The 23,463-nt window shown below is 63.3% G+C and carries 21 protein-coding genes; 8 read left to right on the forward strand and 13 right to left on the reverse strand.

Annotated features, from left to right (window positions below; all coding sequences use genetic code 11):
- Positions 1-7: 7 nt before the first annotated feature.
- The 5 genes from lexA to BM151_RS02010 all read right to left on the reverse strand — a co-directional run bounded on the left by lexA (position 8) and on the right by BM151_RS02010 (position 4,847).
- Complete coding sequence (lexA, locus tag BM151_RS01990; RefSeq protein WP_090056442.1) at positions 8-718, reverse strand: transcriptional repressor LexA; 711 nt, start codon at positions 716-718, stop codon at positions 8-10.
- A 185-nt stretch (positions 719-903) separates the two neighbouring features.
- Positions 904-2,076 (reverse strand): molybdopterin molybdotransferase MoeA, encoded by a 1,173-nt coding sequence (locus BM151_RS01995; RefSeq protein WP_090056444.1) that lies wholly within the window; start codon positions 2,074-2,076, stop codon positions 904-906.
- Positions 2,073-2,564, reverse strand: a complete 492-nt coding sequence (gene moaC, locus BM151_RS02000) for a cyclic pyranopterin monophosphate synthase MoaC (RefSeq protein WP_090056447.1) — start codon at positions 2,562-2,564, stop codon at positions 2,073-2,075. The genes BM151_RS01995 and moaC overlap by 4 nt, the downstream gene beginning before the upstream one ends.
- 47 nt (positions 2,565-2,611) lie before the next feature.
- Positions 2,612-3,412, reverse strand: coding sequence for an indole-3-glycerol phosphate synthase TrpC (trpC, locus tag BM151_RS02005; RefSeq protein ID WP_090056449.1), 801 nt, complete (start codon positions 3,410-3,412; stop codon positions 2,612-2,614).
- A gap of 253 nt (positions 3,413-3,665) precedes the next feature.
- Complete coding sequence (locus BM151_RS02010) at positions 3,666-4,847, reverse strand: cytochrome P450 (RefSeq protein ID WP_090056451.1); 1,182 nt, start codon at positions 4,845-4,847, stop codon at positions 3,666-3,668.
- A gap of 73 nt (positions 4,848-4,920) precedes the next feature.
- Between BM151_RS02010 and BM151_RS02015 the strand changes: the two genes are divergently transcribed.
- The 6 genes from BM151_RS02015 to BM151_RS02040 all read left to right on the forward strand — a co-directional run bounded on the left by BM151_RS02015 (position 4,921) and on the right by BM151_RS02040 (position 11,938).
- On the forward strand, positions 4,921-6,723 hold the full coding sequence (locus tag BM151_RS02015) for an ATP-binding protein (RefSeq protein WP_090056455.1): 1,803 nt from the start codon (positions 4,921-4,923) through the stop codon (positions 6,721-6,723).
- Between the two features lie 49 nt (positions 6,724-6,772).
- Entirely contained in the window at positions 6,773-8,005 is a 1,233-nt protein-coding gene (locus BM151_RS02020) for a sigma-54-dependent transcriptional regulator (RefSeq protein WP_090056458.1), read from the forward strand.
- A gap of 165 nt (positions 8,006-8,170) precedes the next feature.
- The gene (locus BM151_RS02025; RefSeq protein ID WP_143093018.1) at positions 8,171-8,407 is read left to right on the forward strand and encodes a hypothetical protein; all 237 of its coding nucleotides are present in this window, start codon (positions 8,171-8,173) and stop codon (positions 8,405-8,407) included.
- Positions 8,408-8,692: 285 nt separating this feature from the next.
- Positions 8,693-9,697 carry a DctP family TRAP transporter solute-binding subunit gene (locus BM151_RS02030; protein WP_090056466.1) on the forward strand — a complete coding sequence of 335 codons (1,005 nt, stop codon included), beginning with the start codon at positions 8,693-8,695 and terminating at the stop codon, positions 9,695-9,697.
- 151 nt (positions 9,698-9,848) lie between these two features.
- Positions 9,849-10,538, forward strand: a complete 690-nt coding sequence (locus tag BM151_RS02035; RefSeq protein WP_090056470.1) for a TRAP transporter small permease — start codon at positions 9,849-9,851, stop codon at positions 10,536-10,538.
- 5 nt (positions 10,539-10,543) lie between these two features.
- Positions 10,544-11,938, forward strand: a complete 1,395-nt coding sequence (locus BM151_RS02040) for a TRAP transporter large permease (protein WP_090056476.1) — start codon at positions 10,544-10,546, stop codon at positions 11,936-11,938.
- Between the two features lie 350 nt (positions 11,939-12,288).
- Here BM151_RS02040 and BM151_RS02045 read toward each other — a convergent pair whose 3' ends face one another.
- The 3 genes from BM151_RS02045 to BM151_RS02055 all read right to left on the reverse strand — a co-directional run bounded on the left by BM151_RS02045 (position 12,289) and on the right by BM151_RS02055 (position 16,581).
- Positions 12,289-14,763: a response regulator gene (locus BM151_RS02045; protein WP_090059108.1), complete on the reverse strand. Its 2,475-nt coding sequence runs from the start codon at positions 14,761-14,763 to the stop codon at positions 12,289-12,291.
- A gap of 189 nt (positions 14,764-14,952) precedes the next feature.
- Positions 14,953-15,984, reverse strand: coding sequence for an anthranilate phosphoribosyltransferase (gene trpD, locus BM151_RS02050; RefSeq protein ID WP_090056480.1), 1,032 nt, complete (start codon positions 15,982-15,984; stop codon positions 14,953-14,955).
- A gap of 3 nt (positions 15,985-15,987) precedes the next feature.
- Complete coding sequence (locus tag BM151_RS02055; RefSeq protein WP_090056484.1) at positions 15,988-16,581, reverse strand: anthranilate synthase component II; 594 nt, start codon at positions 16,579-16,581, stop codon at positions 15,988-15,990.
- A 280-nt stretch (positions 16,582-16,861) separates the two neighbouring features.
- Here BM151_RS02055 and BM151_RS02060 point away from each other — a divergent pair, with 280 nt between their 5' ends.
- On the forward strand, positions 16,862-18,415 hold the full coding sequence (locus tag BM151_RS02060; protein WP_090056488.1) for a divergent polysaccharide deacetylase family protein: 1,554 nt from the start codon (positions 16,862-16,864) through the stop codon (positions 18,413-18,415).
- A 163-nt stretch (positions 18,416-18,578) separates the two neighbouring features.
- Positions 18,579-19,349, forward strand: coding sequence for a DUF2189 domain-containing protein (locus BM151_RS02065; RefSeq protein ID WP_090056492.1), 771 nt, complete (start codon positions 18,579-18,581; stop codon positions 19,347-19,349).
- Positions 19,350-19,404: 55 nt separating this feature from the next.
- Here BM151_RS02065 and BM151_RS02070 read toward each other — a convergent pair whose 3' ends face one another.
- From BM151_RS02070 to BM151_RS02090, 5 genes are all read right to left on the reverse strand, one after another.
- Positions 19,405-20,292, reverse strand: a complete 888-nt coding sequence (locus tag BM151_RS02070) for a DMT family transporter (RefSeq protein WP_090056496.1) — start codon at positions 20,290-20,292, stop codon at positions 19,405-19,407.
- 258 nt (positions 20,293-20,550) lie between these two features.
- On the reverse strand, positions 20,551-21,051 hold the full coding sequence (locus BM151_RS02075) for a hypothetical protein (protein ID WP_090056499.1): 501 nt from the start codon (positions 21,049-21,051) through the stop codon (positions 20,551-20,553).
- Between the two features lie 50 nt (positions 21,052-21,101).
- A complete protein-coding gene (locus BM151_RS02080; RefSeq protein WP_090056503.1) occupies positions 21,102-21,494 on the reverse strand; it encodes a hypothetical protein in 393 nt (130 codons plus the stop codon).
- A 67-nt stretch (positions 21,495-21,561) separates the two neighbouring features.
- A complete protein-coding gene (locus tag BM151_RS02085) occupies positions 21,562-22,104 on the reverse strand; it encodes a bactofilin family protein (protein WP_090056507.1) in 543 nt (180 codons plus the stop codon).
- The gene (locus tag BM151_RS02090; protein WP_090056511.1) at positions 22,094-23,398 is read right to left on the reverse strand and encodes a M23 family metallopeptidase; all 1,305 of its coding nucleotides are present in this window, start codon (positions 23,396-23,398) and stop codon (positions 22,094-22,096) included. Before BM151_RS02090 ends, BM151_RS02085 begins: the two co-directional genes overlap by 11 nt.
- Positions 23,399-23,463 lie beyond the last annotated feature (65 nt).

The raw sequence follows: 23,463 nt of genomic DNA on the forward strand, positions 1-23,463 counted from the left end.
CTGGCTGTCAGTAGCTGCGGATCAGCCCGACGAGACGGCCCTGAATTTCCACCTGATCGGCGGGCAGGATGCGGGTCTCATAGGCGGGGTTGGCCGCCTCGAGCGCGACCATATTGCCGTGGCGCTGATAGCGCTTGAGCGTGGTCTCATAGCCCTCGACCATGGCCACGACGATATCGCCGTCCTTGGCCTGGCTGGTCTCGCGGATGACCACGATATCGCCGCTGTTGATCCCGGCGTTGATCATGGAATCGCCTTTGACCTCAAGCGCATAGTGATTGCCGTGACCGGAGAGCATGGAGCCCGGAACGGCGACGTTCATCGCCCCGTCCTGCACCGCCTCGATCGGGATGCCGGCGGCGATCTTGCCCATGATCGGCAGGTTGGTGGCGATCACCGCCTCGACGCCCATGGCCTCGGCCGGCTGTGGCGCATTGGGGCGATCGCCCTCGATCACCTTCGGGGCAAATCCGGTGGTCGGTGCAGTGGGCGCACCGCCGAGGCTTTCGGGCAGTTTGACGATCTCGATGGCGCGGGCACGATGCGCCAGACGGCGGATGAAGCCGCGCTCTTCCAGCGCGGTGATCAGCCGGTGAATGCCGGATTTGGAGCGCAGGTCCAGCGCTTCCTTCATCTCGTCGAAAGAGGGCGGCACGCCATCCCTTTGCATCCGGGTGTTGATGAAGTCCAACAGCTGAAGTTGTTTCTTGGTCAGCATCCGTTCGGTCCTCTTCCTGTCTTGTTTTCTCGCGCCGTTCACGCGCGTTATCGGCGTGATTGAAAGCGAATAAGACTAAAATGTTCCGAAAATGTTCTACCTGCGTTCCCGGTATGTGTCAACAGGGGGCTGCAGCAAAGCTCGAAGCTGTGGTTTTCTCGACTTAACGGGCAGCGTTTTGAGCCTCAGAGCCGGATCACCTCGACCGTGTCGCCGGCCTCGCGGGCCGGGTCCTGGGGGGCGCGCACCAGAAGGGCATTGGCACGCGACAGGATCGACATGAGCGAGCTGTCTTGCCGCTCAAACGGCGTGACGCCCTCCTCGGTCAGCTCGGCGCGCATGTAATGTTCGCGCGGGCCGTTGGCGGAAACGGGGGCCAGAAGCGTGGTGGTGATGCGCGCTGCCGGGGCAGGGGCGAGACCTTGCAACGCGGCCAGAGCCGGCAGGAGGAACAGCCGCGCCGTGACCATGGCGGAGACCGGATTGCCCGGCAGGCCGAGCATGATGGAGCCGCCGAGTTTGCCGGCCATCAGCGGTTTGCCGGGGCGCATGGCGACCTTGTAAAAGGCGCGATCGAGGCCGAGATCCGTGGCCACCTTGCCCACGAGGTCATGATCGCCCACGGAGGCCCCGCCGATCGAGAGGATCACATCGGCGCCCTCGGCCAGGGCAAAGGTCTGGCGCAGCATCTCTTCATCGTCGGGAGCGATGGGCAGCATCCGGGCCACACCGCCGGCCTCTTCGATCATTGCGGCAAGGCCGAAAGAGTTCGACGCGATGATTTGCGACGGGCCGGGTGTCTCGCCCGGCATGACCAGCTCGTCGCCGGTGGCGATGAGCGCCACCACGGGACGGCGATGGACCGTGACCTCGGGGATGTTCATCGCCGCCAGAAGGTTGATATCCTGCGGGCTGAGGCGACGCGGCGCCGTGATCCGGTCGCCGATTTTGAAATCGCCGCCCAGAGGCCGGATGTTACGGTTCTCCGAGAGATCTTCGCTGACGGTGATCGTATCGCCGTCGCGGGTGACATCTTCCTGAATGATCACCCTTGTGACGCCATTGGGCACCGGCGCACCGGTGAAAATCCGCACCGCCTCGCCCGCACCAATCGGGCCATCATAGCCATGACCGGCGGCACTTTCACCGATCACGCTGAAGCTGTCGCCGATCTGCGGGTGATCCGCCGCGACGCCATAGCCATCCATGGCGGAGGAGGCAAAGGGCGGTTGATCGCGCTTGGCCACCGCATCCTCGGCCAGGGTCCGACCCGAAGATTCGCGCAGCGGCACGGTCTCGGTGTCCAGTGGGGAGCAGAGCGAAAAGACGTTCTCGAGGGCCTCAGCGACGGAAATCATGACTGGGCCTCACCGGAAATATCGTACACCCCGGATTTGCCGCCTTCCTTGCGCAACAGCCGGGTCTGGACGATCTCCATGCCCTTTTCGGCGGCTTTCAGCATGTCATAGACGGTGAGCGCGGCGACCGAGGCGGCGGTGAGCGCTTCCATCTCGACCCCGGTCTGACCCGATGTCTTGACGGTGGCGCGAATGCGGATGCCGGGCAGGCTTGCGTCCGGGGTGAGATCGAGCGTCACCTTGGTGATCGGCAGCGGATGGCAGAGCGGGATGAGATCGGAGGTCTTTTTCGACCCCATGATCCCGGCCAGACGCGCGACGCCCAGAACATCGCCCTTTTTTGCCGTGCCTTCGGTGACGAGTGCCAGGGTCTCCGGCGTCATTTTCACCGCGCTCTCGGCGGTGGCGAGACGGTCGGTGACCGCTTTGCCGGACACATCGACCATATGGGCGTTGCCGCCCTCGTCGAAATGGGTGAGCTCTGCCATGTCGTCTCCTCCCGACTGGATAGGGTTAGGCCGGAATCAGGCCAAAATCAGGCTGGCACCGGGTTGGCCAGAAGCGCTTTCGTGGCCGCCTCGACATCGTCCTGACGCATCAGGCTCTCGCCAATGAGGAAGCTGCGCGCACCGTAAGTGGCCATGTCGGCGAGATCTTCGGGTGTGAACAGCCCGCTTTCGCAGACCAGTGTCCGATCCGAGGGCACCCGTTTCGACAGCACCCGGGTGGTGTCGAGCGTGGTCTCGAACGTCTTCAGGTTGCGGTTGTTGATGCCCATGAGCGGGGATTTGAGCTTGAGCGCGCGCTCCAGCTCCTCGGCATCGTGAATTTCAATGAGCACATCCATGCCCAACTCGAAGGCGGCGGCTTCCAACTCGGCGGCTTGACCGTCCTCGACAGAGGCCATGATGATCAGGATCGCATCCGCGCCCCAGGCCCGGGCCTCGGCCATCTGATAGGTGTCATACATGAAATCCTTGCGCAGAACCGGCAGGCTCACCTCGGCACGGGCCGCTTTCAGGAACTCCGGCGAGCCCTGAAACGACGGCGTGTCGGTCAAGACGGAGAGACAGGTCGCCCCGCCGGCCTCATAGGCCCGGGCGATGCGGGGCGGATCGAAATCCGGACGGATCAGGCCCTTCGAGGGCGAAGCCTTCTTGACCTCGGCGATGAGCCCGTAGCCGGTCTGAGAGGCCGATTGCAGCGCCGAAGCAAAGCCGCGGGTCGGGCTTTGAGCGGCGGCAAGGGAGGCAAGCTCAGACAGCGATACGGTCTGTTTCGCCGCGGCGATCTCTTCGAGCTTATAGGCTTTGATTTTATCGAGAACATTGGACATGACGGCAGTGATACAGGGGGTTGGCGGTCAAGGGAAGATGGGAATGTGCCGGGACAAACCCGTATTTGCAGACACCATTGGCGCGGAACAAGGCGAAGCCGCCGCGCCTGCGCCTGCCTGTCCCCGCAGGCTGGCGCATTTGGGGCCGCGCTATGGGGTCAGGCGATGGATGTATTTTGCGTGATAAAGCGCACCACACAATCGTGACAGCGCCACCCTACAGACAGGCGCAGGCGCGGCTCTCTCCCTAATTTCAGACCGACACCTTCAACCGTTCCAGCCCATGAAAATGCCAGGTGTCGGCATAGGGCGGCGTCTCGGTGAGGCGCAGCTCGGGGTAGCGGGCGAAAAGCCGGGGCAGGGCAACGCGCATTTCGAGCCGCGCCAGCGGCGCGCCGACGCAGAAATGGATGCCGGCGCCAAAGGCGGTGTTCTGTTTCACCTTGCGAGTGGGGTCGAAGGTATTCGGATCGTCCCAGGCATCGTCATCGCGATTGGCGGCGCCGAGCAGAAGCCCGATCTTGTCGCCGCGTTTCAGCTCCTGACCGAGAAAGGTGGTATCTTCATAGACCCAGCGCTGAAACAGGTGCAGCGGCGGATCAAAGCGCAGAAGCTCCTCGATCAGCCCGTCGATCTTGTCCTCTTCAAGGAAATCACGCGGCACGTCCTGTTCGAGCACGGTTTTCACCGCGATTCCAAGACTGTGCACGGTGGCCTCATGGCCCGCGTTGAGCAAAAGGATACAGGTCGAGATCAGCTCATCGGTGGTGAGTTTTTCACCATCGGCCTCTGCGGCGATCAGGCTGGTGATCAGATCGTCGGCAGGTTGGCTGCGCCGGGTCTCGACATAGGATCGCATGAAATCGGAGAACTCGGTGGCGGCCTTTGACGCGGCCTCTTCGATCTCGCGGGTGCGCCCGGGTGTGTAGACCGCGACCATGGCGTTGGACCAGGTGAGAAGCTGTTCCGACATCGCCTCTGGCACGCCCAGAAGCCGACAGATGATCCGCACCGGCACCATTTTGCAGAAGGTGGGCAGGAGATCGAACTCTCCCTCCGGGAACTGATCCAGAAGATCGTCCACGATCTCTTCCAGATCCGGCACCAGCGCCCTGATCCGTCGCGAGGTGAAGGCGCGCAGCACCAAGGACCGCAGCCGGTGATGGCGATCTTCCTCAAGCTCGAGCATGGAATGCGCCTCGATGTCGTAGAAGGCTTTCAGATGCTCCGGGATCTCCGGGGCGAACCCGTCGGGCGCCTCGCGGCCAAAGCGCGCATCGCGCAGTGCCATCGACACGCCATCGTAGCCGGCGATCACCGGCAGGTTCAGCTCCTCCCACCAGACCATCGGCCCGCCGGCGCGCAGCCGGTCGTAGAAGGCATAGGGGCTCTGGATAAAGGCGGGGTCGCTCGGGGGGCAGGAAAATCTTTTCATGGCCCCTGTTTGAGCGTGAAGTGCTTTCCTTTGCAAGCGGGGTTTTCTACGCTGGGACGCGAAGAGAGGGGCGATGAAATTGCACAGCGAGACTTTGCACAGCGACACAGAGAAGGGGGCTGACGCGCCTCACGACCGCCACCGGCTGATCTGGCTGTTGGGCGGGCTTCTGGCCGTGGCGCTCTTTGGCCTCGGGGTGTTTGTGCTGAGCTTTCGCGCCGAGTTGGATCAGGCGTCCGAGCGCGGGCGCTCCGATCTGACGCTGGCCTCCGACCGGCTGACCACCGGGTTGCAACGCTACCGCGAGCTGGCGGTGCTGCTCTCCGATCACCCGACCGTGCTGGCACTGGCGCTGGTGCAAGATACCGATGCGGCGACGGTCGAGGCGGCGTCCGATCTGCTGCAAAGCATGGCCGACAAGACCGGGGCCTCCTCGGTCATGCTGGTGGCGCGGGACGGGCGGGTGCTGGCGGCGGCCGCGGAACAGCGGCTGCCCAAGGGCGTGCAGGCCGGGTTTGCCCGCGCCATGGACGGGGCGCTGGGCGTGAGCCATTTCGTCGACCAGGATGGCCGGCGACGTTATGTCTTTGCCGCACCGGTCTTTGCCCCGCAGGGCGCGCCACAGGCGGCGGTGCTGGTCAGCGTCGATATCGGGGCGCTGGAATGGGGCTGGCCGACCGAGGCGTCGGCGATCTATTTCACCGACGATTACGGCGTGGTGTTCATTGCCAACCGCTCCGAACTGGTGCTGCGCGGCGGGCTCGCCGGGCCGATGCCGGTGGCGGCACGCTACGAAATTTCCGGGCTCGACATCTGGCGCCCCGATGCCGGGCCTTACATCCCGTCTCCGGCGCTGCACCTGACCCAGCCGTTGCCGGTGATCGGGCTGGAGGCGGAGCTCCTGATGAATCTCAGGCCGGTGATTGCGATTGCCGGGCTACAGGCCGGGATGGCGGCGGCGCTGGCGCTGGTGTTTGCGGCCTTCTGGGCCTTTGCCATGGAGCGGCGGCGGACATTGGCGCTGGCGAACGTGCGGCTGGAGGCGCGGGTGGCGGCCCGGACCGAGGCCCTAGAAGCGGCCAACCGTGAGCTGCAACATGAGGTGCATGAGCGTCAGGAGGCGGAAGCGCGGCTGAAACGCGCCCAGGCGGATCTGGTGCAGGCCGGCAAGCTTTCGGCGCTGGGCGAAATGTCGGCCGGCATCAGCCATGAACTCAATCAGCCGCTGATGGCGATCCGTTCCTTTGCCGAGAATGCCCAGGCCTTCATTTCCCGCGACAAGCCGGAGCGCGCCGCCGAGAATCTCGGGCGAATTTCCGAGCTGGCGCGGCGCATGGGGCGGATCATCAAGAACTTGCGTGCCTTTGCCAAACAGGAGCCGGAGACCATCGTCGATGTCGAACTCACGGGCGTGATCGAGGCGGCGCTTGAGATGACCCAGGGCAAGATCGCCGCCCATGGGGTCACTGTGGCGTGGAAGCCCGGGGCCGAGATCTGGGTGCGCGGTGGCGAGGTGCGGCTGCAACAGGTGGTGATGAATCTCCTGTCCAATGCGGTCGATGCGATGAAAGAAAGCGAAGGGGACAAGCGGATCGGGATCGCGATCCTGTCCGGTGAGACCCCCGCCGATCCGGTGCGGCTCACGGTGAGCGACAGCGGGCCGGGGATTGCCGAGCCGGAAAAGATCTTTGATCCGTTCTACACCACCAAGGCGCAGGGTGCCGCCGAGGGCATGGGGCTCGGCCTGTCGATTTCCTATGGCTTGATCCAGAGTTTCGGCGGGCGTATCCGAGGCGAGAATATCCCGGGGCAGGGCGCGCGGTTCACGATCGAGCTGCAACGGGCACAGATGCGGCCCGGACAGGCTGCGGAATAGGGCGGCGGAATAGCGCGCGGAACGTGGTGCGCAATGAGGGCGAAGACAGATGGCACATATTGAACGGGTTTTGCTGGTCGATGACGACGCATCGGTGCGCGAGGCGCTGGGCCAGACCTTGGAGCTTGCCGATCTGACGCCGACGCTGGCGGCGAGTTATATCGAGGCCAAGGATCATATCTCGCGCGATTTTGCAGGCGTTGTGGTCTCGGACATTCGCATGCCGGGCAAGGATGGCTTCGCGCTTCTGGACTATGCCCGCTCCGTCGATCCCGAGCTGCCGGTGATCTTGCTCACCGGCGAGGGCGATGTGCCGATGGCGGTGCGGGGAATTTCCGCCGGTGCTTTCGACTTTCTCGAAAAACCCTGTGCGCCCAAGGAGTTCCTAGCCGTGGTGGAAAAGGCACTGAAAACCCGCGCCCTAGTGGTGGAGAACCGGCGCCTCAAGCGTCAGGTGCAACAGGGCGACGCGGCCGCACGGCTGTTGCGCGGCAGCTCGGATCTGTCCCGCAAGATGCGCGAAGAGGCCCGCGCGCTGGCGCGCTCCGCCGCCGATGTGCTGGTCACCGGCGAGCCGGGCGTGGGCACCGCGAAAATGGCCGAGGTAGTGCATCTCCTGTCGGCGGGCTCGATGGCGCCGTTTCTGAAATTCTCCGCCTCGGCGATGAGCCCGGAGGCGCTGACCACGGCCTTTGAGGAGGCGCGTGGCGGCTCGGTGTTTCTCGACGAGATCGCGGGTCTGTCGCGCCCGGCGCAATTCGCGCTTCTCGAGCTGTTGGAGACCCATGACCGGCCCCGGCTCATCGCCGGCACCTATGCCGATCTGCGCGGAAAAGCCGAGGAGGGCGGGTTTTCCCCCGATCTGTTTTACCGGCTCGAGGCGGCGGTGATCCGCATTCCGCCCCTGCGTGAGCGGCGCGAGGACATCCCGGTGCTGTTCCGGCATTACGTCAATATCGCCTGCGAGCAATCGGACCTGCCGGTGCCGGAGATCACCCCCGATGTGATCTCGCGCCTGATGGCACAGGACTGGCCGGGCAATGCCCGCTCGCTGATGAACGCGGCGATGCGCTTTGCCATGGGGCTGACCGAGGGCGAGGCGCAGGAGGAACTGGGACTGGCCGAGCAATTGGCGCAGGTCGAACGCTCGCTCCTCATCGCAGCACTTCAGCGCCATGGAGGCAATGCCACCGAGGCGGCGAAGGGGCTGAAGCTGCCGCGCAAGACCTTTTACGACAAGCTGACACGGCACGGGGTGAAGGCGGAATTGTATCGTGCCTGAGGCCCGTGTCTGGTCCAAGGTTTGATCCGGTGTTTGGGAAAGAGAACGGACAATATTATGGTGAATTTCAAGGCATATACTCTCGCGGCACTCACATGTTTCGCAGCTTTTTCAGCGCAAGCGACAGAGAGGCGGAGCTTTGCATACACCCAGCCGATGGAGGGTGTGTACGAACAATATTGGACGGCGCAAGAGCTGACCGCGCAGGACACTTACGCGGGGCAACCGCGCCGCCTCTATGTCGAAGGTCAGGGCAAACTCGGCGCGTTTCATGGGGTTCTGAACCTCGACTGTGACACGCCCCGGTTCTCAACCTGGCTCGCCCAGTCGGAATACCTGAGCTCTGATGCCGTGCCCGTTGAGGTGATCAATGGTTTGCGCGCGACATGGTGTGACGACTGACAGGGTGGGAGAACGAGGCGGGCGAGTCGCGTCTGTGCGACTTTTCACACAGGCGCAATTTTCTTGCGTGCGGGAAATCGCACACCATGCAAATGCAGCATGGCAGGCATGCGTTCGGGGTTCGGCTTATCATTCTGAAATCGCAATGTAATTCGGAAATTGTCACAAAATCATCACCTCCCCTTGATGGCGCGTGAGGGCTTTTGTTTCTTCTCCCTCGAGTGAGATGGGCGGCGTTTTGCCCCCTCTCCTTGGACAATTCGATTTCATGATGGGAGGACAGACATGAAATTTCTCGCGACCACCGCCGCCGCCCTGGCGCTTACCGCAACCGGCGCTTTCGCTGATCCGGCGGGCTGTGATGACGGCGAAATGGTGATCAAGTTCAGCCATGTCACCAACACCGACAAACATCCGAAGGGCATCGCCGCCAACCTGTTCATGGAGCGCGTCAACGCCGAGATGGACGGCAAGGCCTGTGTCGAGGTCTATCCGAACTCGACGCTCTACAACGATGACCAGGTGTTGGAGGCCATGCTGCAGGGCGATGTGCAGATGGCGGCGCCGTCGCTGTCCAAGTTCGAGACCTTCACCAAGATCTACCGCATCTTCGATCTGCCCTTCATGTTCAAGAACATGGACGCCGTGGAAGAGTTCCAGAACTCCGAAGTTGGTCAGAACATGAAAGAGGCCATGGTGCGCCGCGGTCTTCTGGGGCTGGGCTTCTGGCACAACGGGCTCAAGCAATTCTCTGCCAACAAGCCGCTTCTGGAGCCGGGTGACGCCGCAGGCCTGAAATTCCGCGTGCAGCCCTCCGACGTGCTCGTCGCCCAGATGAACGCGCTCAAGGCCAGCCCGCAGCCGATGGCCTTCTCCGAGGTCTACGGCGCCTTGCAGACCGGCGTTGTCGATGGTCAGGAAAACACCTGGTCCAACATCTATGGCAAGAAATTCTTCGAAGTGCAGGATGGCACCACCGAGACCAACCACGGGCTTCTCGACTACATGGTCGTGACCTCTGTCGACTGGTGGGAAGGGCTCGATGCCGATGTCCGCGACCAACTCGCCACGATCATGGATGAGGTGACCAAGGAGCGCAACGCCGCGATCGCCGAGGTCGACGCACAGAACCGTCAGGCCGTTCTCGATGCCGGCGGCGTGATCCGCGAGCTGACCGCAGAGCAGCGTGCCCATTGGGTCGATGTGATGAAACCGGTCTGGGCGCAGTTCGAAGGCGACGTGGGCGCCGACAACATCGCTCTGGCACAGGAAATCAACGCCAAACACTGACCCCTTTGCAGGGGTGAAACCGGCCGGTCCCGCCGATCTCTGGCGGGGCCGCGCCTGCATCCGCCGCCGGGGGGAACCGGGACGGAGGGTGTTTCGGTCCGGCCCCCGTGTGAGGGGACGACCGCAAGAGGGGCAAAAGGGGTCACTCACCATGACACAATATCAAGACAATCTGCCGAAATCGGCCTTCGCGCGGTTTCTGGACGCGTTCGAGGAAAATCTGATCGCGCTCCTGCTCGGGCTGATGACGATGATCACCTTCGTCAACGTGGTGATGCGCTACATGTTCAACCATTCCCTGATCTGGGGATTGGAAGTGACGCTGATCCTGTTTGCCTGGCTGGTGCTTCTGGGCATTTCCTACGGCTTCAAGAAGACCGCGCATCTCGGCGTGGATGCGCTGATCAACGTGCTGCCGTCGCGTGGACAACGGATCATGGCGGTGCTCTCGGCGCTGGCCTGTCTTCTCTATGCGTTTCTGTTGATGAAAGGCTCCTGGGACTATTGGGCGCCCTTTGCCGGGTTTCAGCCGACCGAGGGCCGCTGGTTCCCTCTGGGCTTTGCCGAGGGCGTGCGCGACCGGGCCTTCTATGTCACCGATCAGGTGCCGATGCTGGGCATGTTCCGCTGGCTCGAGGACGCGATCAACTATGGCGACAGCTATGACAAGCTGCCCCGGGTGATCCCCTATGCCATCATTCCGTTTTCTGCAGCGCTATTGCTCCTGCGGGTGTCACAGGCCTTGGTCCGCATCCTTCGCGGCAAACAGGCGCTTTTGATTGTCTCGCATGAGGCCGAAGACGAGGTCGAGCGCGTGGCGCACGGCGAATACGAGGAATAAATTCAATGGATGTCGTGCTTCTTTTCGCCATGGTCGTGGGCCTGCTGTTGATCGGTGTGCCGATCGCGGTCTCTCTCGGCCTGTCCTCGATGATCTTCCTGCTGGTCTTCTCGGACACCTCGCTGGCATCGATCGCGCAGTCGCTCTATCAGGCCATGGCCGGTCATTATACGCTTCTCGCGATCCCGTTCTTCATTCTCGCCTCGTCCTTCATGTCCACGGGTGGCGTGGCCAAACGCATCGTGCGGTTTTCCATCGCCTGCGTCGGGCATTTCCGCGGCGGTCTGGCCATCGCAGGCGTCTTTGCCTGCATGATCTTCGCGGCGCTGTCCGGGTCTTCGCCCGCGACCGTGGTGGCCATCGGTTCCATCGTCATCGCGGCGATGCGTCAGATGGGCTATACCAAGGATTTCGCCGCCGGCGTGATCTGTAACGCCGGGACGCTGGGCATTCTCATCCCGCCCTCGATCGTGATGGTGGTCTATGCCTCCACGGTCGATGTCTCGGTCGGGCGGATGTTCCTCGCGGGTGTGATCCCGGGCATTCTCGCCGGCACCATGCTGATGATCGCGATCTATGTCATCGCCCGGATCAAGAACCTGCCGAAGGGCGAATGGGCCGGCTGGGGCGAGATTTCCTCGTCCTTCCGCGAGGCCTTCTGGGGGCTGATGCTGATCGTCATCATCATGGTCGGGATCTATGGTATTCCGGGGGTGACCGGCGCGATCTTCACGCCGACGGAAGCCGCTGCCGTGGCCTCGGTCTATGCCTTCCTCGTGGCGTCTTTCATCTATCGTGACATGGGGCCGCTGGCCGCCACCGATGGCACGGCGCCGAGCTCGCTCTTGCAGAAACCCCATGCGCTCGTGACCGCGTTCTTTCACCGCGACACCCGTCACACGCTGTTCGAGGCGGGCAAGCTGACGATCATGCTGATGTTCATCATCGCCAATGCGTTGATCCTCAAACACGTGCTGACCGACGAGCAGATCCCGCAGCAGATCGCGGAAGCCATGCTGTCGGCCGGTTTCGGCAAGGTGATGTTTCTGGTCATGGTCAACCTGATCCTGCTCATTGGCGGCCAGTTCATGGAACCCTCGGGGCTCATTGTCATCGTTGCGCCGCTGGTCTTCCCGATTGCCATCGAACTGGGCGTCGATCCGATCCACCTCGGTGTCATCATGGTGGTGAACATGGAGATTGGGATGATCACCCCGCCGGTCGGGCTGAATCTCTTCGTCACCTCGGGCGTGGCGGGCATGCCGATGATGGCCGTGGTCCGCGCGGCACTGCCCTTCCTCGCGATCCTGTTCCTCTTCCTGATCCTGATCACCTATATTCCGGCGATTTCGACGATCCTGCCGAATGCGCTGATGGGGCCGGAGATTATCACGAACTAGGCGCGTCGCAGAGCGTTATGGGAAGGGCCTCCGATCGGGGGCCCTTTTTATGTCGGCTGTGTCGGTGTTGCGGACGGAGCGGACATCGACGATTTGACCGGCATGAGGGCGTGCGCCGGACCGTGGGCTGGCGCATCTGCTCTCGGTGGTCCGCGCTTTATGTTAGCCAAATCCGATAAAGATCAATCCGTTGCGCGGGGATGACAAATGCGCCTAACCGCCGGGACGGGTCATGCCGAAGGCATGCTTTCAGCATGACCGCACGCCCGGGCAACTGCGTTGCTGTTCCGGGCGGGTGCACGAAGTTCTGAACGTCCGACATGGGCTCGAAATGGCCCGCTCCGCCACGCTTACCCGGCGCGCCGCGTGACCGCTGCCTTCTGAAGGGCCGCAATGAGCGTGCGCAGCAGCGCTTCCTTGTTCACCGGCTTGGCGAGAAAGTCATCCATGCCGGCGGCGAGACAGGCCTCGCGGTCGCTGGCATAGGCATTGGCGGTGAGCGCCACGATCGGGACCTGCGGCCGGGGCAGGGCGCGGATCGTCCGGGCGGCCTGCAGCCCGTCCATTTCCGGCATCGACATGTCCATCAGGATCAGATCGGGACGGTGTTCGCGGAACAGGTCCACCGCGCGCAGCCCGTTTTCCGCCTCGATGATTTCCACCGAGAGACCCGAGAGGTATTTGCGAATGAGCAGGCGGTTGGTGCGGTTGTCCTCGGCGATCAGCACCCTCATCCCGTGGATCGCAGCCGTGTCGACCTCCTCCGGGCTGTCGCCTTGGGGGGCGGGGCGGGCCTCGGCCGGACGGACATGGATGTCGAGGGTGAACTGGCTGCCTTTGCCCGGCTCGGAAGCCAGCGAGATGCTGCCGCCCATCTGCTCGGCCAAAAGGCTCGAGATGGTCAAGCCAAGCCCGGTGCCGCCGTAGGAGCGGGTGATTGCGGCATCGGCCTGTGAGAACCGGTCGAAAATATGCTTGGCCTGGGCCTCGTTCAGCCCGATCCCGGTATCCGTGACCTCGAAGAACAGGTGATAGGGATCGCCATCGGCATGCCAAACCCGCAGAGAGACCTTGCCCTCTTCGGTGAATTTCACCGCATTGCCCAAGAGGTTCAACAGGATCTGGCGCAACCGCCCGTCATCGGCGCGCACGGTCTCCGGCAGATTGGCAGCATAATCGATCTTCAGCGAGAGCGCCTTTTCCATGGCGACCGGCCGCAACACCCTGAGCACCGCATCGACACAATGCCGAAGGTTGAAATCGCTATCCTCCACGGTCAGCTTGCCGGCCTCGAGCCGGGACAGATCGAGAATGTCATTGATGATTTTCAACAGCGCTTTCGACGAGGATTGAATGGTCTCGACACATTGCTGCTCTTCGTCATCGAGATCGCCCTCGGCCAGAAGATCCGCCATGCCGATGATACCGTTCATCGGGGTGCGGATCTCGTGACTCATATTGGCGAGGAAATCGGATTTGGCGCGATCCGCTGTTTCGGCAGCGATCTTGGCGCGTGCCAGTTCCAGCTCATGCTGTTTCTTTTCGGTGATGTCGCGCTCGATGCCGATGGTCATGGTGACCGCGCCATTCTCGTCTTTCACCGGAACCAGCCGGATATCGACCCAGATTTCCTCACCCGCCTTGTTGACGTTGCAAATCTCGCCCCGGTAGGGCGCGCCATTGTCGCGATGGGCGTTGATCTCTTCATTGGTTTCCATGCTGGTCTGCGGCCCGTTGAGCAAATCCCCGGGGATCTTGCCGACCGCCTCCTCGAGCGTGTACCCGGTCATCTTGGTGAACGCATGGTTGACCCAGATGATCCGGGCCTCGTTGTCGGTCAGCACGATACTGTCGGACGCGTGCTGGGCGACGGCAGAGAGGCGCTGCAATTCCATCTGATGCGCGGCGAGGTTCTTTTCCTGACGCGCGAGCTTGTCGATCACCTGACGCCGTATGGCGGAGAGATGGCAGGTGGCGAAGGTCGGAATGACAATGAGAACGCCGGCAGCAAGCAGCATCGCCTTGAGCGGCCAGGGCGAATCCGATCCGCTGGGCCAGCCGCCGCGCGGGATCGCCGCCATGTGCCAACGGCCCGCTGGCAAGGCAATTTCCATTTCCACCGGATCCTGGCCAACCACATCCGGATTGCCAAAAAAGGCCGGCCCGTGCAGGCCCTGACCGTCATGGCCGATCAGCGCGATGTCGAGCGGCAGATCCGGATCGTTGAGCCCGGTCGCGGCATAGATTTCATCGGTGTCGAGCACCGCCGAGACGATGCCCCAGAACCGTTTGCCAGACTCTGTGTCGACAAAGATCGGAAAGCGGCCGATAAAACCGCGCCCGCCCTGGATCAGCTCGACAGGTCCCGCCAGCACCGGCTCACCAGTGTCGCGGGTCTGCAAGGCAGCGGCACGCTGGGCCTGGTTCCTGTTGTAATCGAGCCCGATCACCGCGGCATTGGGCGCATAGGGATGTACCATATCGACCACGAGATCGGGAGCGACGGCGATGTTGATGATCTCGGTCTTGTCGCCGATCACATGCCCGGCGACCGCGCTGAATTCCTGTTGGGTCATGTCGGGATTGATGGACAGCACAGCCACCAGACCCTGGATCAACTGCATATCGGCGTTGATCACGCCTTCGAGCCGGGCCCGGATGATGCCGGCATCATTTTGCACCTGAGCGCGCGCGCTCTGGACGTTGATCACCTCCTGTTGCCGGTCGGCATAAAACAGGGCGATCAATACCCCCAGAAGCGCGAACCAGACCGGGAGGTAGGTGCGGGAAAAAAATCGGCTCTTTGATCCTGAGGACCGGGGCATGGCGCAGCTTTCTCGGGGCGGTTCGAACATGTTCCGCCCAATTCTGAGGCAGATATTCTCAAGAACCCTTTAACATGTCGCCTTTGCGCGGCAATCTGTCCCGTTTTGCGAAGAAAAATGGAACCTGCGCCGGGACCGGGCCGGCGCGTGGCGTCCGCGATGGGAAGCCACGCCTTTAGGGCCGTGGCCTCAATGCCGCGAGGTGAGTTCCGCCAGAGCGACGAGTTTCTTGAACGCAGCGCCGCTGTCGAGGCTCTCGGCGGCCATGGCGACCCCGTCTTTCAAGGTCTCGACCTGCTCCGCGATCAGCAGCGCGGCGGCGGAGTTCAAAAGCACCGCATCGCGGTAAGCGCCTTTTTCCTCGCCCGCCAGAACCGCGCGTAGCCGTTTGCCGTTGCTTTCCGGGCTGCCGCCTTCGATCTCCTCATAAGGGTAGCAGGACAGGCCCGCGTCTTCCGGGTGCACAACCTCTTCATGCAGGTGATCGTTGTGCAGGGCGACGACATTCGAGGTGCCGGTGATGGTGAGCTCATCGGTGCCGTCCGAGCCATGCACCAGCCAGGCGCGTTCAGAGCCCAGTTTTTGCAATGTCTCGGCCATCGGCATCAGAAGTTCGTTCGAAAAGGCGCCGGTGAGCTGGCGTTTGACGCCGGCCGGGTTGGTCAGCGGTCCGAGGATGTTGAACACGGTGCGGGTGCCCAGGTCGATCCTGACCGGCATGACATGTTTCATCGCCGGATGATGCATCGGCGCCATCATGAAGCCGATGCCGATCTCGGAAAGCGCCTCCTCGACCACATCGCGGCCAACCATGACATTGATGCCGTTGACGCCGAGACTGTCGGCGGCGCCGGAGTTGGACGAGAGCTTGCGGTTGCCGTGTTTGGCGACCGGCACGCCGGCGCCCGCGACGCAAAAGGCGGTGGCCGTCGAGATTTGCAGCGTCGCCTTGCCGGTGCCGCCGGTGCCGACGATGTCGATGGCGCCTTCGGGGGCCTTTACCGGCACGCAATGGGCGCGCATCGAGGCGGCGGCGGCGGCAATTTCATCGACGGTCTCGCCACGGGTGCGCAGGGCCACCAGAAGTCCCGCGATCTGCACCGGCGTCGCTTCGCCCTTGAACAGGATGTCGAAAGCCGCCTCGGCCTCCTCGCGGGTGAGCGGCCGGTCGGCGGCCTTGCCCACGTATTCCTTCAGCGCGGTAAATTGCACGTCACTCATGGCTCAGGCCTCCTCTGTCTCGGCGACTGGAAGTTGTTTGAGGAAATTGCGCAGCATCTCGTGCCCGTGTTCCGAACGGATGCTTTCCGGGTGGAATTGCACGCCTTCGATCGGCAATGTCTTGTGGCGCATGCCCATGATCGTGCCGTCTTTGAGCTCGGCCGTCACTTCGAGACAGTCGGGCAGGGTGGCGCGATCCACCACGAGCGAGTGATACCGCGTGCCTTGCAACGGGCTGGGCAGGCCTTCGAACACGCCTTTGCCGTGATGGAAAATCTCGCCCATCTTGCCATGGACGATCTCGTGGCAGCGCACCACATCGCCGCCAAAGGCCTCGCCGATCGACTGATGACCGAGACAGACACCAAAGAGCGGGATGCCCGCATCGGCGGCGGCATGCACCAGCGGCACACAGATGCCGGCCTCGGACGGGGTACAGGGCCCGGGCGAGAGCACGATGCCCGAGGGTTTGAGCGCCATGGCTTCCTGCACGTTCAGCGCATCATTGCGCACGACCTCGGCTTGCCACCCCAGTTCGCCGATATAATGGACGAGATTATAGGTGAAACTGTCGTAATTATCGATCAGGAGCAGCATTGTTTGGTCCTCTTGCACGCAGGTCTGCGCTGGAAATTTCCGCTGCCACCGGCAGATTTCACCGGTCGGGCAGCAAAGTCTTCAAAGGGGGATGATCCCGCCTTGAAGCCGGGTTATACATGTTCACAAGGGCCCTTAGGGGTCAAGGGGCGCGTTGACGCCCCGCCATAGGAAAATGCCCTGCGGCAGACGGGGCTGACGACAGATGCACAGGCTCGGAACCGGCGATCCTGGCAAGAGCAAGGCAGCCTGGTGACAGGTAAGGGCAAAGGAGCACCGAATGGGGCGCGGAATTCTCACAGGGTTGATCTGGGGTACGATCGTCGGCTTTGGCATCTTGACCGTGGCCAATGAAATTGTCGCGCCGGTGAAGGTCTCGTCGGGGCTTGCGCCTGAGACGGTGATGCCCGAAGCCGAGAGTGCCGCAACCGCCCCCGAACCGACGGCCCCCGAACTCACGGCGCCAGACGCCGGAACCACGGGCGCCGAGGCACCTGACGCGGAGATGGCCGAGGCCGCTCCCGAAGTGCCGGGGGCGCCGCAAGCTCCGGCGATCCCGGAGGCGGAGGCCCCGACCGCGGGTGTGACGGCCGAGACGCCGGCGGCAGAGCCCGACCGCGCCGGGGCGATGGAAGAGGTCGCCGCCCCCGAGGCCGAGACGGAAACCATGCCTGAGACCGATATGGCCGCCGCCACCGCGCCGCAGATCGAGCTTCCCCTGGCGCCTGCGGCCCCGGCACCCGAGGCGCCGATGGGCGAGCTGAATACGCCGGAGACCAGCCCGGTCCTGACCCCGCCGCTGGCGATGGCGCCGGAAGCCGGAGCGTCGGACGAGATGCCCGAGGCGGAACAGAGCCTGCCGGTCCCGGCACCGCTGCCCGAGGGGGCGGATCTGGCGCCGGAGGCCCCAGCCTTGCCGAAAGTGACCAAGGGTCTGCCCAGAGCGTCGGAAGACCCGCAGCCCGGCAGTGCCGAGATGGACGCCGCACCCGGCGAGACCCTCGAAGAGGGCCCCGTGGCGGAGACCATGCCGGGCCAGAAAGTCGGCTCTTTCACCGATCGCGCCGACGCGCGCCTGTCCTCGCGCCTGCCCACCGCCGGGTCGGGCTCGGATCTGGCGGGGGATGCGGCGGCGCCGATGGTCGCGGCCGATGATCTGCCGGCGCTCCTGGCCTATTCCGCCGATTTCGACAGGACGCCCGCCGGACCGGTGATGAGCGTGATCCTCGTCGATATCGCCCGGCTTTCCCCCGAGGATGCCGCGCTTGCCAATCTGCCCTTCCCGGTGACCTTCGCCGTCGATGCGCTGGCCACGAAAGCGGGGGAGCGCGCCATGGCCTATCGCGACAAGGGGCTCGAAGTCCTGTCGATGATTTCCCTGCCCGAAGGCGCAACGCCGCAGGATGCCGCCGTCACGCTTGAGCAAGCTGAGACGCTGGTGCCGGTCTCGATCGGGTTTCTCGATGTGCCCTCGGGCTCCTTCCAGGTCTCGCGCCAGGTGGCGGCCCAGGTCGTGGCCACGGCGCAGGAAAGCGGTCGCGGACTGGTCTCCTTCCCGCGCGGGCTCAACGCGATGGAACAGGAAGCGCAGCGGGCCAAGGCGCCGGCGGCGCTGGTGTTTCGGGATTTCGATGGCCGTGATCAGGATGTCTCTGCGATGAAGCGCTTCCTCGATCAGGCCGCGTTCCAGGCCGGCACGGGCAAGACCGTGGTTCTTCTTGGACGGTCGAAACCCGATACGATTCAGGCCCTTGCCGAATGGTCCCTGGGAAATCGCGCGGCCACGGTCACCATGGTGCCGCTGTCCTATCTGCTGAGCCGTTCGCAGCTCTAATCGTCCGCTCCAACGGCGTCGAGATGCGCGAAAGCCCATGAAATAAGGGCGTTCGACGCTGCGCTGCGGCATGTTTTGCCTGCGCGCCAAGCTTGACAGGGTGCGACATTTTGTCATCCAATTCTCTTCACGGACCGGCAGAAGACCGGCAGGGAGGATATGGATGACGGAAATAACGGCGGCTGCGGCGGCGCCGTTGCCCGATGTGGCACGGCTGACGCTTTCGGATCTCAAGGACGCATTGGCGCTCGGATGGCGCGATTTTCGCAAGGCGCCAAGCTTTGGGATCTTCTTTTCAGCGGTCTATGTGCTGATCGGCTTCGGCTTTCTGATCTTCCATGCCGGCACGGTGATGTGGACCTTTGCCTTCTCTCTGGCCTTCCCGCTGTTCGCGCCCTTCGCCGCCGTCGGTCTCTACGAGGTGTCGCGGCGTCTGGATCGCGGCGGCGCGATGGACTGGTACAAGGTGCTCGGCGTGGTCATGGCCGAAAAGGACCGGCAGATCCCTTGGATGGGGGCGATCATCGTGATCTACGTGCTGTTCTGGTCGTTCCTGGCGCATATGATCTTCGCGCTGTTCATGGGGCTCTCGGTGATGACCAATGTCAGCTCGTCCTATGACGTCTTCCTGACCACCAACGGGCTGTCGATGATTGCGGTCGAGCTCTGCGTCGGTGGCATCCTGGCCTTCATCCTGTTCTCACTGACGGTGACGGCGCTGCCGCATCTTTTGGACAAGGAGGTGGATTTCGTCACCGCCATGCTGCTCTCGACCCAGGTGGTGCGGCAGAACCTGTTGGTCATGCTGGTCTGGGCCGGGCTGATTGCCGGGCTGTCGCTGATTGCCATGGTTCCTCTGTTTCTCGGGCTGTTCATCGCCCTGCCGGTTCTGGGCCATGCGACCTGGCATCTGTACCGGCGGGCGCTTCATTGAGCGCCGCCTCGGGCCGCTTCAGAGCATCTCAGACCGCCGGGCGCTGCACTGAGGCTTAGCGCCGCCGCGCGGTGAGCATCAGCAGCACGCCGGCTCCGACGATCACCGCGCCGCCCGCGAGTTCCAGCGCATCCGGGCGTTCGCCAAAGACCAGCGCCCCGAGCGCCATGGCAAACAGCAACCGGATATAGCGAAACGGTGTGACCACGGAGAGCTCGCCCATGCGCATCGCCATGGTCAGCGCGGTATAGGCGCTGACACCGACGATGACCGCCAGAGCGACGAACCCGAGATCGGGCGCGGAGGGCCAGATCCAACCGCCGTACAACAGCGTGAGCAGCAGGCCAGAGGCGACCAGCGCGGCAAAACCGGTCACGCCAAGCTGGGCGTAGGACAGCACGGTCGGCGCGGCACGGGTGGTGAGATCGCGCCCGGCAAAGCCGATCATGCCCAGGACGGCGAGGATCGACAGCGGGGTGAACCCGTCGAGCCCGGGACGGATGACCAGCAAGACGCCGAGAAAGCCAAGCGCGATCAATGCCCAGCGGGTCAGGGTGACACGTTCATGGAAAAACACCACACCGGCGGCGGCCACCATCAGCGGCGTCGCCTGCAGAATCGCCGAGGTGGTGGAAAGCGCGGTGAGTGCGAGCGACAGGGTGAAGAACACCCGGCCCATGATCTCGAATCCGGCGCGCAGGATCATTACCTTTTCGGCCATCACCGGATGGATGATCCGTTCCCGTCGGCGCAGCGTCAGGATCGAAAAGACCGCCATGCCGCCGAGTCCGAACAGCACCAGAACCTCGCCCACCGGCAGATGCGCCGTGGCGCGTTTGATCGCCATGTCCTCGAGCGCGAAACACCCCATGGCGAGCACCATCAGGAGCGCGCCCTTGAGGTTGCCCGCGCGCAGCGTGGCGAGATCTGGGGAAGATGTCATGGGGCCTCCGGGCGGATTGAGCCGTGACCATGGCGGAGAGCAGGGGCTTCGGCAAGAGCGGATCGCGCAAGCCGGGTGTGAGGCCAAAGGGGATATTGGGGACTTCGTGTGACCGCCCGGAATAGCAACGCAGTTGCCCGGGCGTGCGGTCATGCTGAAAGCATGCCTCCGGCATGACCCGTCCCGGCGGTCAGGCGCACGCCCTCACGTCCGGCAAATCGCCAATGTCCGCTCCGTTACGCAAAGCGGACCTTCCCCTCACTCTTCGAAATCTGCCTCGGTCAGCACCTGCATCTCGACCAGCGGCGGCACGGTGGTGACCACTTCGAGCACATGGTTCAGGGCCGCGACGCAATAGTGATGCATCTTGTCGGGATGGTAATCCTCATAGACCGTCCATTCTTTCACATGGCGCAGGAACACCGCCGAAGGGTTTTCGCGAAACAGGCTGGCGGGCGTTGCCTTATCGAGCGGCTTGACCTCTTCGGGTTTCGAAAAGGTCTCGTCGGTGATCTTGAAGGAGACGTAATCCTCGAAGCGCAGGGTGAAGCGTTTGGATCCCGGGCGGACCTCGATCACTTTGGCCTTGCCCAGAAGGCTGTCGATCACCGAGCTGCCGGTCTTGAGCTGATCGGCCTCGCCCTCGATCCCCTCGTCGAAGATTACCGTCAGCCGGCGCTCGTTCATCCGCCCCATGCGGAAATCGGACAGGTAGAGATTCTTGACTTTCTCAAGCTGGCGCAGGGCGTCGGCGGGCATGGCAGGCTCCGGATGTTACGCGCTCACGATGGCCGGGAAACGGGGCGGGTTCAAGCGTGAATGATCAGCGTGGCCCCCACCGCGAGGCCAAGGCTCCAGAGATCGAAGAGCCAGAGCGGGTAAGGGACAGAGAGGCCGTTGAGCAGCACAAGCGTGCGATCGCGGCCCTCGCGTATCAGTGCCCGCCGGAGGGTCTGGCCACCAAGGAACGCCAGCGGCAGGGCGAGCCAGGGCAGGAGCGGGATGCGGGTCAGAGCGAAGAGGAGCAGGAGGGCAAAGATCGCCCCGACGGCGACAAAGGCCTTGCCCGGGACCGGCGGGCCCTCATGCAGGAGGAGACCGCGTGGCCGCAACAGCGCAGATTTCCCATAGAAGGGCGGCAGACCCAGATAGAGCTGAAAGCAGAGGATGAGATAGACAAAGCTCAGGGTGATCGGGGCCATCGGTCGTCTCCAATGAAAAAGGCGGCCCGAAGACCGCCTTTCGAAATCAGATTGCCATGGGGGTGGCTTATTCACCCTTGGCGGCAGCGGTCGCTTTCGACACGGCGGCCGAGCTCTGTGCCGCGGCAGGGGCGGCCGGGGCGGCTTTGCCGGTGGCCAGCGGATCGTCGGCACGCTGCACGGAGCCTTCGAAATGGGCGCCGCTTTCGATGGCGATGGTCTTGTGGATGATGTCGCCTTCGACCTTGGCGGTCGAGGTCAGGCGGACTTTCAGGCCACGGACACAGCCGACGATACGGCCATTGACCACCACGTCATCGGCGATCACCTCGCCGCGGATCATCGCGGTCTCGCCGACGGTCAGAAGATGCGCGCGGATGTCGCCCTCGACGGTGCCCTCGATCTGGATGTCGCCGGTGGTCTTGAGATTGCCGGTGATGGTCAGGTCGGAAGAGAGCACGGAGGCCGGCGGTTTCGGCTTCGGTGCGGAGGCCGCGAAATCGGGGGCCGGGCTCTTCGGCATGGCGGGCTTGGCGGCCGCAGCTTCGGGTTTCTTGACGTCCTCGCCCTGTTTCGGGCCCGGTTCATTGATCCTGCTTTTAGAAAACATCGCGTCCAGCCTTAATGTAGATCATCGGATTGACGGCCTCGCCACCTACACGAACTTCGTAGTGAAGATGTGTGCCGGTGGAGCGGCCAGAATTCCCCATAGCACCGATTTGCTCGCCGCGCGAGACCCTTTGCCCGACTTTCACCATTAATTGCGATTGGTGGGCGTAGCGGGTTTCGATGCCGAACTCGTGCTGGATTTTCACCAGCCGTCCATAGCCGGATTGCCATCCGGCAAAGGTCACGACACCATCAGCGGTGGCGTAAATCGGGGTGCCATAGGCAGAGGCAAAGTCCTGCCCTTTATGCATCCGGCCCCAGCGCGGGCCAAAACCGGAAGTCATGCGGAAACTGTCTTTGATCGGCAGCGAGAAGGGGGCCTTCTGTGCCGCGATCCGGTAGAGGTTCAAGCGGTCCATCTTGTCGATGATCGCATTGGCGCGCATCGAATCCGGATCGATCATGCCGCCCTTGGTCGAGAATGTGATCGGGGTGAGCGGGCCACCCTGACCGGAATAGGCTTTTTTCACCGTGGAAATCAGCTGTTGCGGGTCGAGGTTGGCCGCCTTGAACATCTTGTCGAGCGGAGCCACCGAAATGGTGAGCGCATCTTCGAGCTGCGAGAACACCCGGTCGTTCTTCTCTTCCATCAGCTTCAGATCTGTCTCGAGCGTGTCGGCCATCTGCAGCGCCTGATGGGCGGAGACCACCATGTCGTCGCGCTCCGACGCGGTGTCGGCCAGCGCCAGGGTCAGCACATCGACCGTCGCCTTGATTTCTTCCGCGCTCATGCCGCCGGCGCCGTCTGCGGTGCCTTCGAGCTGGGCCAGAAGCCGTTCCTTGTCGCCCCGGGCCGCGTCGCGGGCCTTCAAGGCATCGCGCAGGTTGGCCTGCACCACGTCGACGCCTTTTTCCAATTCGCGGACGCGTTCCTCGGAGGCCAGAAGCTGGCTCTGCATTTGCGAGATCTGCGTCAGGGCGGTGGTGAAGCGTTCCTGCGCGGCGGCGGCCTCTTCGGCCCGCATGTCGCGCTCATGCGCCAGTTCGGAGAGCCGGTTCTCGAACAACACCAGATCGCGCCCGGCCTGATCGCGCAGATTGCCGGATCCGATGCTGTCCATCAGAATGATCGCGGTGGCGATGATCATCCAGGCGGCAAAGACCGTGGTGCCGGTAAAGGCGACAAGCTGGGTGAGCGGGCTGATCCGCAGATAACGCGTATCGGTATCTGACCGCAGAAACACCCGACGCTCGGGGAATCTGCGCTCAAGCATATGGTTGAGCTTTTTTAACATGGCTGAGCCAAAACCGTCCTCAATTCCGTCCCTCGATCCGCTTTGCGATCCTGCGCAGAGCACGC

The sequence above is a fragment of the Celeribacter neptunius genome, from assembly GCF_900113955.1.
In the GTDB taxonomy this organism is placed as follows: domain Bacteria; phylum Pseudomonadota; class Alphaproteobacteria; order Rhodobacterales; family Rhodobacteraceae; genus Celeribacter; species Celeribacter neptunius.

Bases quoted from the DNA above. Each gene is read 5' to 3' on its own strand.
- lexA (WP_090056442.1), bottom strand. From the start codon at position 718: ATGCTGACCAAGAAACAACTTCAGCTGTTGGACTTCATCAACACCCGG.
- BM151_RS01995 (WP_090056444.1), bottom strand. From the start codon at position 2,076: ATGATTTCCGTCGCTGAGGCCCTCGAGAACGTCTTTTCGCTCTGCTCC.
- moaC (WP_090056447.1), bottom strand. From the start codon at position 2,564: ATGGCAGAGCTCACCCATTTCGACGAGGGCGGCAACGCCCATATGGTC.
- trpC (WP_090056449.1), bottom strand. From the start codon at position 3,412: ATGTCCAATGTTCTCGATAAAATCAAAGCCTATAAGCTCGAAGAGATC.
- BM151_RS02010 (WP_090056451.1), bottom strand. From the start codon at position 4,847: ATGAAAAGATTTTCCTGCCCCCCGAGCGACCCCGCCTTTATCCAGAGC.
- BM151_RS02015 (WP_090056455.1), top strand. From the start codon at position 4,921: ATGAAATTGCACAGCGAGACTTTGCACAGCGACACAGAGAAGGGGGCT.
- BM151_RS02020 (WP_090056458.1), top strand. From the start codon at position 6,773: ATGGCACATATTGAACGGGTTTTGCTGGTCGATGACGACGCATCGGTG.
- BM151_RS02030 (WP_090056466.1), top strand. From the start codon at position 8,693: ATGAAATTTCTCGCGACCACCGCCGCCGCCCTGGCGCTTACCGCAACC.
- BM151_RS02035 (WP_090056470.1), top strand. From the start codon at position 9,849: ATGACACAATATCAAGACAATCTGCCGAAATCGGCCTTCGCGCGGTTT.
- BM151_RS02040 (WP_090056476.1), top strand. From the start codon at position 10,544: ATGGATGTCGTGCTTCTTTTCGCCATGGTCGTGGGCCTGCTGTTGATC.
- BM151_RS02045 (WP_090059108.1), bottom strand. From the start codon at position 14,763: ATGCCCCGGTCCTCAGGATCAAAGAGCCGATTTTTTTCCCGCACCTAC.
- trpD (WP_090056480.1), bottom strand. From the start codon at position 15,984: ATGAGTGACGTGCAATTTACCGCGCTGAAGGAATACGTGGGCAAGGCC.
- BM151_RS02055 (WP_090056484.1), bottom strand. From the start codon at position 16,581: ATGCTGCTCCTGATCGATAATTACGACAGTTTCACCTATAATCTCGTC.
- BM151_RS02060 (WP_090056488.1), top strand. From the start codon at position 16,862: ATGGGGCGCGGAATTCTCACAGGGTTGATCTGGGGTACGATCGTCGGC.
- BM151_RS02065 (WP_090056492.1), top strand. From the start codon at position 18,579: ATGACGGAAATAACGGCGGCTGCGGCGGCGCCGTTGCCCGATGTGGCA.
- BM151_RS02070 (WP_090056496.1), bottom strand. From the start codon at position 20,292: ATGACATCTTCCCCAGATCTCGCCACGCTGCGCGCGGGCAACCTCAAG.
- BM151_RS02075 (WP_090056499.1), bottom strand. From the start codon at position 21,051: ATGCCCGCCGACGCCCTGCGCCAGCTTGAGAAAGTCAAGAATCTCTAC.
- BM151_RS02080 (WP_090056503.1), bottom strand. From the start codon at position 21,494: ATGGCCCCGATCACCCTGAGCTTTGTCTATCTCATCCTCTGCTTTCAG.
- BM151_RS02085 (WP_090056507.1), bottom strand. From the start codon at position 22,104: ATGTTTTCTAAAAGCAGGATCAATGAACCGGGCCCGAAACAGGGCGAG.
- BM151_RS02090 (WP_090056511.1), bottom strand. From the start codon at position 23,398: ATGTTAAAAAAGCTCAACCATATGCTTGAGCGCAGATTCCCCGAGCGT.